Annotated in this window: 9 protein-coding genes; 7 read left to right on the plus strand and 2 right to left on the minus strand. The window is 58.3% G+C overall.

The features are described 5' to 3' along the window. Positions 1-217: 217 nt before the first annotated feature. From lonB to NT137_08920, 6 genes are all read left to right on the plus strand, one after another. Positions 218-2,185, plus strand: coding sequence for an ATP-dependent protease LonB (lonB, locus tag NT137_08895; protein MCX6653448.1), 1,968 nt, complete (start codon positions 218-220; stop codon positions 2,183-2,185). A gap of 151 nt (positions 2,186-2,336) precedes the next feature. Further along, a complete protein-coding gene (locus NT137_08900; GenBank protein MCX6653449.1) occupies positions 2,337-2,909 on the plus strand; it encodes a nicotinamide-nucleotide adenylyltransferase in 573 nt (190 codons plus the stop codon). Then, positions 2,875-3,351 (plus strand): CinA family protein, encoded by a 477-nt coding sequence (locus NT137_08905; GenBank protein ID MCX6653450.1) that lies wholly within the window; start codon positions 2,875-2,877, stop codon positions 3,349-3,351. Before NT137_08900 ends, NT137_08905 begins: the two co-directional genes overlap by 35 nt. Before the next feature lie 103 nt (positions 3,352-3,454). Continuing rightward, a complete protein-coding gene (locus NT137_08910; GenBank protein ID MCX6653451.1) occupies positions 3,455-4,294 on the plus strand; it encodes a hypothetical protein in 840 nt (279 codons plus the stop codon). A 4-nt stretch (positions 4,295-4,298) separates the two neighbouring features. Further along, positions 4,299-4,994, plus strand: a complete 696-nt coding sequence (locus NT137_08915) for a KaiC domain-containing protein (protein ID MCX6653452.1) — start codon at positions 4,299-4,301, stop codon at positions 4,992-4,994. A 109-nt stretch (positions 4,995-5,103) separates the two neighbouring features. After that, complete coding sequence (locus tag NT137_08920; GenBank protein ID MCX6653453.1) at positions 5,104-6,009, plus strand: phosphoribosylaminoimidazolesuccinocarboxamide synthase; 906 nt, start codon at positions 5,104-5,106, stop codon at positions 6,007-6,009. A gap of 99 nt (positions 6,010-6,108) precedes the next feature. Here the strand turns inward: NT137_08920 and NT137_08925 are convergent, their stop codons facing one another. Together NT137_08925 and NT137_08930 are read right to left on the minus strand one after the other, a co-directional pair. Next, positions 6,109-6,534, minus strand: a complete 426-nt coding sequence (locus tag NT137_08925) for a UPF0179 family protein (protein ID MCX6653454.1) — start codon at positions 6,532-6,534, stop codon at positions 6,109-6,111. An 18-nt stretch (positions 6,535-6,552) separates the two neighbouring features. Then, a complete protein-coding gene (locus NT137_08930; GenBank protein ID MCX6653455.1) occupies positions 6,553-7,620 on the minus strand; it encodes an NAD(P)-dependent glycerol-1-phosphate dehydrogenase in 1,068 nt (355 codons plus the stop codon). Between the two features lie 54 nt (positions 7,621-7,674). Here NT137_08930 and NT137_08935 point away from each other — a divergent pair, with 54 nt between their 5' ends. Beyond that, a complete protein-coding gene (locus NT137_08935; protein ID MCX6653456.1) occupies positions 7,675-8,904 on the plus strand; it encodes a DUF63 family protein in 1,230 nt (409 codons plus the stop codon). Positions 8,905-9,537: the final 633 nt, after the last annotated feature.

A 9,537-nucleotide genomic window follows, 5' to 3' on the forward strand; every position in this document is an offset into this window, starting at 1 on the left:
TCCTTCACACATAAACGGGGTGGCTTGCTTAACCCTTGCTCCGGGGTGCATGCAAAGCGGGTCGGGCGATTCGTCATAGGAATCGGCTCATTATCCGCTTGGCGTCCGTCTGGCTCGCGCTATTCTCGCTTCGCTCACTTCGCGCACCACAGGCAAATGCTTATTAAGTGGCGTTTTTATGAGTGAAATTCAGATACAGATCATGAAAACGAATATTATGGCTGGAACAGAACCGAACGCCGCGGAGGCATTGCCCGACGTGGACGTCTGGATCGAAGGCCAGGGTCTCAGCACTACCGCCGATGTCAAGGTGCCCGACAAGCTGTCGGACCAGGTCATAGGCCAGGACCAAGCGGTCGAGGTCATCAGGAAGGCGGCGGAACAGAAGCGCCACGTCATGCTGATCGGGGAACCTGGCACAGGAAAGTCGATGCTGGCCCGTTCCATGACCGAATACTTGCCCAAGGGCGAGCTGCAGGACGTGATCGCCTACCATAACCCGGACGACACCAACGAGCCGAAGATAAGGGTGGTGCCGGCGGGCAAAGGAAAGGAGATCGTGACGGCGCAGAAGCGGGAGGCGATGCAACGCAAGCAACAGAGATCGAGCATGTTCACGGCCATCGTGTTCATGGTCATCATCCTCTCCGTGGTGCTTTACCTCCAGAGTGGCGATCCGACCATCATACTGGTCGGCATCGTAGCGGCGATCGCGATCTTGATTTTCACGCGCTACTCCGGTCAAAGGCAAGAGAATATCCTGGTACCGAAGCTGCTCATTTCGCACGACGACGCGGAGATGCCCCCGTTCATCGATGCCACCGGCGCGCACGCAGGCGCGTTGCTGGGCGACGTCAAACACGACCCGTTCCAGAGCGGTGGCCTGGAGACCCCGGCGCACGAGAGGCTGGAGGTCGGTGCCATACACAAGTCGTCCAAGGGCGTGCTCTTCTTGGACGAGATCAACATGCTGCGTATCGAATCGCAGCAATCATTGCTCACCGCGTTGCAGGAGGGTAAGTTCTCCATCACCGGTCAGAGCGAAAGGTCCTCTGGCGCCATGGTCAAGTCCGAGGCGGTGCCGTGCGACTTCATCCTGGTGTGCGCAGGCAATCTGGACGCGGTGCGGGGAATGCACCCTGCTCTCAGGTCAAGGATCCGTGGCTACGGCTACGAGATCTACATGAAGTCGACCATGGAGGACTCTAGCGAGAACCGGGCCAAGCTCATCCGTTTCGTAGCCCAGGAAGTGGTCAAGGACAAGAAGATACCCCACTTCGAGAAACGCGCGGTAGCGGAGATCGTCAAGGAAGCGCAGCGCCGGGCCGGACGCAAGGGCCAGCTGACGCTAAGGCTCAGAGAGCTGGGCGGTCTGATCCGGGTGGCGGGAGATATCGCCGTGGAAGAGAACAAGCCCCTGGTCACCACGGAGCACGTGTTCGCGGCCAAGAAGATAGCGCGCTCCTTGGAGCAGCAGATCGCCGACCGCTACCTGGAGGCGAGGAAGGCCTACAAGACCTTCGTCGTCGAGGGTGCCGAGGTGGGCATAGTGAACGGTCTGGCGGCGCTGAACACCGAGAGTTCGATGTCCGAGTACTCGGGCGTGGTGCTGCCCATCGTGGCCGAGGTCACCCCGGCCCAGACCAAGAGCGCGGGCAAGATCATCGCCACCGGCAAGCTGGGCGAGATAGCCAAGGAAGCGGTGCAGAACGTCTCCGCCATCATCAAGAAGTACACCGGCGAGGACATCTCCAACCACGATGTGCACGTGCAGTTCATCGGGACCTACGAGGGAGTGGAGGGCGACTCCGCTTCGATATCCGTGGCCACGGCGGTCATCAGCGCGCTCGAGGACGTGCCGGTCGACCAGACGGTGGCCATGACCGGTTCGTTGAGCGTCCGCGGCCAGGTACTTCCGGTCGGAGGGGTCACGGCCAAGATCGAGGCGGCGGCGGAGTCGGGCATCAAGAAGGTGCTCATCCCGCTAGCGAACATGCGTGATGTGGTGCTGGAGGAGAAGTACATCGGCAAGATCGTCATCGTGCCGGTCTCCAACATGTCCGAGGTCCTGGAGAACGCGCTCATCGGCGGCATTAAGAAAGAAAGCTTGCTGAAGAAGCTGGCCGCATTGGTCGAGAATCATTCGCCCTTGGGCGGCCCGAAGAGGCCGGCGGTCCATTCCTAAGCGACAAACCACTTGCTTTTCCTCTTTTCCATGTAATTTCTGATCCGTAGCCATCGTCCAAGCGTCGATTGGATCGGATCTTAGGCAGGTTTCGTTCGAGACCTCAGAAAGGCTTGAATAACGCCATTCGTTTGTCTATAGCAGTGGTCGAGTGAGCAAGGACGCCTTCAACTCCCTGGTCATAGGTCGCTTCCAACCATTTCACAAAGGTCACCTGGAGGTCATCCGCACCATCGCCCGGGAATGCGACTCAGTTACCATCTGCATCGGCAGCGCGCAATGCTCGCACACCTTCGACAACCCGTTCACAGCTGGTGAGCGCCATCTGATGATATCCCGGGCTCTCAAAGAAGAAGGCTTGGAGAACTACTTCCTGGTGCCCATCGTGGATGTTAATCGCTACGCTGTGTGGGTGGCGCACGTGGTCTCTCTCGTCCCTCCGTTCAAGGCCATCTATTCCAACAATCCCCTGACCCGCCGTCTTTTCGAGGAGGCGGGCTGCGAGGTGCGCGCTTCGCCCATGTTCAACCGGGAGATCTACTCTGGAACGGAGATCAGGAGGCGCATGGTCTCCAATGAGAAGTGGCAAGGTCTCGTGCCTCCGGCCGTGGTCCGGGTGATCGAGGACATCGATGGCGTGGGCAGATTGAAGGAGCTCACTGAAGGCACTCCGCCCCGGAGGAATGGCGATGAACCTGGCGAAGGAAGTTGGGAAGACAGCTAGGGAAAAAGGAAAGACCATCGCCCTGGCGGAATCCATCACCGGTGGATTGGTCGGCAGCCTGATGACGGACGAGCCCGGAGCATCGGACTACTTCCTGGCCAGCCTGGTTACCTACAGCAATGAATCGAAGACCAAGTTGCTGGGAGTGAAGGGATCAACTCTGCGCGATCACGGTGCGGTCAGTGCGCAGGTCGCGAAGGAGATGGCGACCGGCGCCCGCTTGCTCACCGGCTCTGACATTGGGGCGGCATGCACGGGCATCGCTGGGCCAGATGGAGGCTCGGAGGACAAACCGGTCGGTCTGGTCTATTTGGCCATAGACGATGGGAAGAAGGTCCGGTCGGAGAAGAGATTGTTCCTCGGTGACCGCTGGGCCATCAAGTGCCAGACGGCCGTGCGGTTGCTGGAAATGATTCGGAATTCGTTGAAGGATATCGAATGATCTCCTGATCGAGTGGGGGAGATCGATATCATCCCAGCCGGATTCCGCTCAGCAATAAGTTCTTTAAATGCCCAGGATGATTATCTGGCGTAAGGTGCTGGGAATGAATTCTAAGGTGAGGAGGATCCCGACTGGGGTGGCGGATTTCGATTCTATCATCAAGGGCGGCATGCCGATCGGTTCCACGGTACTATTGCTGGGTGAGCTTGGTGCAGGCCAAGTGGAGTTCGCCTACACCTCGGCCGCGAAGCTCGCTTTGGTAAAGGAGAACCCGCAGTCCGCCTCCTACTTCCTAGGCCACGACGCCAGCGACCAGTTCATGCCGAAGAAGATATGCTATGTGACCTTCTCCCGCTCCCGCGAGGACATCTTGCAGGAGATAAAGGTCTCCTTCAACGCCGATTTCTACGAGGCGTTCGAACGCAACGTGATCTTCAAGGATTTCTCCAGCATGTATTTCAAGAAGACCGTGGTGCCTAAGAGCTGGGGAGGCGAGGCCTCTTCCATCTTCGCTGGCTATGGCGAGGAGAACCTCCTGGAAGCCTTGATCAACTTCATGGACGAGAACGCTCCGGACTCGCTCCTCATCATCGACTCCATTACCGATCTGGCGGTCTCAGCGAACATAGATACCGTGGACCTGGTGGCGGTGCTACGCGGCATGCAGAGAGTGGCAAAAAAGTGGAACGGCATCGTTTATCTCATCCTCACCCGGGACATCCTGGATGAGAGGAAGCAACTAATGGTCATGGATAGCGTGGACGGTGCCCTGGTATTCGAATGGAGCAAGTTCGCGCAGACCTCCCGAAGACAGCGCTACTTGTATGTGGAGAAGTTCATGAGCATTCTCCCCCACCTGGACAAGGAGCGCATCGCGAGGTTCGCCACCGTGGTCACGGCAGAGAGCGGTCTGGTGGTCATTGACACCGAGAGAGTGGGGTGAGGGCATGGTTGACAGGATCAGAAGCGGTATCGAGGGCATGGATGAGATGCTGGAGGGAGGATTCCCCAAATCGCACATGGTGGTGGTCATGGGCTCGTTCGGTACGGGCAAGACCACCCTCGGGTTGCAGTTCCTGAACCAGGGGTTGAAGGATGGTGAAAAGGGCATCTACATCACCCTGGAAGAGGACGAGCGATCGATCATCGACGATGCCAGAGCGTTCGGCTGGGACCTGAAGCCCCATATGGATGGCAAGAAGCTGGTCATCGTGAAGCTCGAACCGACGGACGCCAAGACCACCATCAGCCGCATCAAGAGCGAGCTACCGGAGTTCATCAAGGCCTTCGGTGCCACCCGCATCGTCATCGATTCCGTCTCGTTGCTCAACATGCTCTTCGACAACGAGCACGACAAGCGAGTGGCGCTGTTCAATCTCACGCAGCTGATCAAGAAGACCGGGGCGACCTGCATCATGACCGCCGAGGTGAAGGACGAGAACCCTCTGGCCACGCGCGACGGCCTGGCCGAGTACGTGTCCGATGGGGTGGTCGCCCTGCGCTACGTGGAAGTGGCGGACAAGAACGAGATGCAGCTCACCTTGCGCATCGTGAAGATGAGGCGCATCAAGCATTCCCGGAGGATAACCCCCTATGCCATCGGGGCAAGGGGCCTAGAGGTGCACGCGGGCGCCGAGCTGTGAGCCCGCCCGATCATCTTCTTGATGACGAATGTCATCCTCCCGTATCTGGAACGATGTACGGAAACAAAAGTAATATCTAGACCAATCCGATACAACCAGCGGTGCGAAGATGAAGCTTATCCGAACGGGCAAGGTCAAGCAGGTCTACGAGGTGGACGACAAGACGCTGGAGTTCGTGTTCACTGACAAGATCTCTGTCTTCGACAAGATCATCCCCACCGAGATACCCTTCAAAGGGGAAACCCTGTGTCGCACCGCCGCCTCCTGGTTCCAGCTTCTGAGGAAGGAGGGCATCCGCACGCATTTCCGTGAACTGGTGCCGCCCAACCGCATGCGGGTGAAGAGGGTCGACGTCATCTCGGACTACAGCAAGCTGCACTGCGGCCTGAGCAACTACCTCATCCCGATGGAGTTCATTTCCCGACAGTACGTAGCCGGTTCGCTCTTTGACCGGATCAAGGCCGGGGAGCTGGACGTGGAGGAGCTGGGCTTTCGCAAGGGCCAGGAACCGAAGTATGGCCAGAAGCTGCCCCGGCCGTTCTACGAGGCCACGACCAAGTTGGAGAAGGTGGATAGGCCGGTCAGCCTAGAGGAAGGCATCAAGATCTCCGGCATGACGCGCGAGGAATACGAACGGGTCATCGAGCTGGTGGCCAAGATCGACCTCCTCATCGCCTCCGAGGTGGAGGACCGTATGCTCATCCATGTGGATGGGAAGAAGGAGCTGGCCTTCGACGAGAAGCGCCGATTGATGGTGGTGGACACCTTCGGGACCTCGGACGAGGACCGCTGGTGGGATGAGGACGAGTATGCCAACGGGCATTGCCTCGAGCTCTCCAAGGAGGCGGTGCGCCAGCATTACCGAGAGATCGGCTACTATGACAAGCTGATGAAGGCGCGCAAGGCCAAGCAACCCGAACCACCCATCCCGCCGCTCCCAGAGGAGAAGGTCAAGGAGATTAGCGACCTCTACATCGAGATGTTCGAACGGATAACGGGCGAATCTTTCCGCTGAGCGATCGCCAGTCTCTCAGAAGCGGACGGCTGGATCGAACCTGAGAACGTTGCCTTCATCTTAGAAGGCACAGCGGTGGAGGCCTCTCCGTTCCGCTGCCTACTCCACCACGACCTCGATGACCTTGTTGCCTTCGGGACAGGACACCTCGCCGTGCACTTCCACTATGCGGTACTTGTTCCCCCTGCTCACTCCCACGGGATGACAGAGGCGGTAGCGATCGCAGCCGAGGTTGCGGCATTTGACCTCATCATAGGTGATGGTCGAACCCTCGAGCGCGAACTTCTGCCCCACCCCCACGGAAGCGCGCACCTTCTCCACCTCCACCACCCGAACGCCATCCTCATGCATCTTGCATTCGTGCTTGACGTCCCGCACCCCTCTTACCCGGTACGTTGTCCCGACATCCAGATTGAAGCAGACCGCCTTCAGCTTGCACTCGCGGCACTCCGAAACGAAGCCCTTGTAGATGAAGCAGATCCCTTCTTTCGCTTGCCTTTCGCCTATGAGTGTGACAGTTGCCATGACATCCCTTCCCTTCGATCAGATCACTCTGGTGATAGTGGCGATCTTCTCCGCGGCCTCATGGGTGAGGCCTTGATTGCCCAAAATCGTGAAGCGGTCCTTACGTATCTTATGGGCGGTCACGAGCGCTTCGATGACCTGTTCTTTGGTGATGCCCAGCTCCTTGGCCGAAGTGGGGGCGCCGATCTTCTGCAGGGCGGTGCGGATGCGCATCCAGTCGCCCCCATGCAGATACATCATCATGATGCAACCCACCCCGCACTGCTCGCCATGCAAAGCCTTGCCGGGCGCGATGAGGTCCAAAGCGTGAGAGAACATGTGCTCCGAGCCACTGGTCGGTCTGGACGAGCCGGCCACGCTCATGGATATGCCGGAGATGATGATCGGTCTGATGGCGATCCACACGCTCTCCTCCAGATTCGGCCGAATGAGATCGGCGTTGTCGATTATGGTCTGAGCGGTGTAGTTCGCCAGGGCAGCCGCGGAACGGGAGAACTCCTCGTGCCTCAGGCGACGGGCGAACTCCCAGTCCAACAACGCGGTGGAATTGGAAATGACATCGGCGCAGCCCGCTGCCAATAACCGATAGGGGGCTTTCATGATGACGGCCGTGTCGGCGATCACGCCCAAAGGCACTTTGGCCTCCAGGGAAAGAGGCACGCTGTTGTTCTTGATCGACGCCCGCCCAGAGGCGATGCCGTCGTGCGAGGCCGAGGTGGGAATGCTGAGGAATTCGATCCCCAGGTCCTTGGCCGCCATCTTGGCCAGATCGATCTTGCTTCCCCCTCCTACGCCCAGGAGGAAGCTGGCCTTGGCCTCCTTGGCCGCTGTCTCCACCCGGTTCAGGTTCTCGTAGCTGGCCTCGCCCGTCTCCACGATCTGCACCTCGTAACCTTTCTTGTGCAGACCATCGGTGATCTGGTCTCCGGCCACTTTACGCGTCTTTTCGCCCACGATCATCAGGGCTGTGCCGGACAGACCGAAGTCCCTGCAGACCTGCGGCACCGACTCGATAGCACCATGCCCTGCGAGCACGTTCCTGGGAAAAAGCATCGAGCGGGACTTTGTGAAGTCACCCTCATCCATCCAAGCACCTTTAGGTGAACCCTCATATATGCCTATCGTCTTTTCAACTTATCGGTGAGGACGAGATTTTTCGCTAATCTGGCTCGAAAGGGAGCGAGACGCAGCTATTGGTTTTGGGGCGGGATAGCGGCGCTTCCGTTTATCGCCCTCTCGGCGCTCGCCCTGCTTTTCCCGAAGCAGGTTTGGGAGGATTTCCTTTACCGTTACTTTTGGGGACCGGTGATCTCGGATGCGCAGGAGCACCCGGTGTCCGGGATCACGGAGGGTTACAACATCGTAAGCACGCTCATCTACGGCCTTCTGCTGGCGGTGGCCATCATGGTCATGTACAAGGCCGTCAAGCGCCTGCGCCTGCGGGTGGACGCTCGGTTCATCGGCGCCTGCCTGCTGATCTTCATCGTGGGGGGCGTGGCACGCGCCCTCGAGGACGCCCAGCTCTTTCGCGGCGGGGTGCAGTACTTCTTCATCTCGCCTTTGATCTACGTGCAGGTCGCGGGCATCTTCATCTTCACCATCGCCACGGCGTTGATAATCGAAAGGAAGGAGAAGAGGTTCGGACAGAGAACGCATTTCCTCACCTTCGCTATCCTGGTGGTGGGATTGCTGGCCACCTACTTTCTGATCACAGGTCTGGACTCGTCCGACCTCTCCAGCTCCCTGCCGTGGATGGTGCCCCTGGGATCTGGCATTGTCTGCTTGGCTCTCTGGCATCTGATGATACGGAAGGACTTCGGCCCCGTGGCGTCCAGCCTGGTATGCGTCGGCCTCCTCTGTCTCCTGATCGCCTCGGCCTTCGTGGTGCAGTTTCAATTCGACGCTTCCTGGAGGGCCGATTTCCAGGTCAGAACAGGAAGGAGCATCGACCCTCATGCCATGGAGTTCGTCGTCATCCTGACCTTGGCCACGGTCTGCACCTTGGGAGTGGCGCTGCTGGGCAAGTGGCTCAAGGGACGTCCTTGGGCGGTGGTGGCGCAGCCGATCAACCTGGCCATGTTCTTCGCTCACTTCCTTGATGGATCGGCCACCTTCCGCGGCGTCGACATCTACGGCTATTCTGAGAAGCACGTTCTGCCGACATTTCTGATCGACCTTGCTGGAACCGCTGCCGTGGTCCTGCTTTTCAAATTGCTACTGGTGCTGGTCCTCATCTGGGTGCTCGATTTCCTCTTCGCCAAGGATCTGGAACGCTATCCGAACCTATCCAATATAATCAAGTTCGGAGTCATCTTCCTCGGACTGGCTCCAGGCGTCAGGGACATCCTAAGGATCTCCATCGGGGTCTGAGGGATCGGAAGAAGATGGAGAAAGGAGGTTGGGAAGGCTTGCAAGGTGGAACGACAATTCCCGTCAGGAGGAGATAGGGGTGAGCCTTTCCCAACGCTCCTATGGCGCGGAAAATCGCACGGTCCTATATAAATTTGGTGAATCTCGCAGGCCATAAATGATTACTTATGGAATTAGCAATCGGAGGAATCCTGCCGTCTCAACTCAATCGTCCTGCGGACATCCAGATATGCGGAAATGAGTCAGATGAAATTCGCGCACATTCCTAGAGATCAGGTTATTATTGTCACTGAAAGCGGAAACTTGGCCTTGTCTCGCCAACAAGGTCACTGGAGCGCAGCCTCTGGGCATCTGGTGTTGGTCAATGATGAAAACAGAATTATAAGTATGTCGCCAGAAAACCCACGAACTTCAGTCGTGGGATGAATGGCGATAAAGTTCAAATGCCCGAATGACCGTGGCGTACACATCGCTCCATCGGGCACGAGACTGGCAACGGTCTGCGGGAAAGGCATTGGAACGCTCCTGATGGAGTAGGCCGCCGGAGACGCACAATGCGTTCTCCCCTGCCTTGCAAGCAGGAGTCAGCCGACCGAATGCGCTCCGTTCCCAGAAATGGGCGTCCTTCGCGGA

Source organism: Methanomassiliicoccales archaeon (assembly GCA_026394375.1).
Lineage (GTDB): Archaea > Thermoplasmatota > Thermoplasmata > Methanomassiliicoccales > UBA472 > JAJRAL01.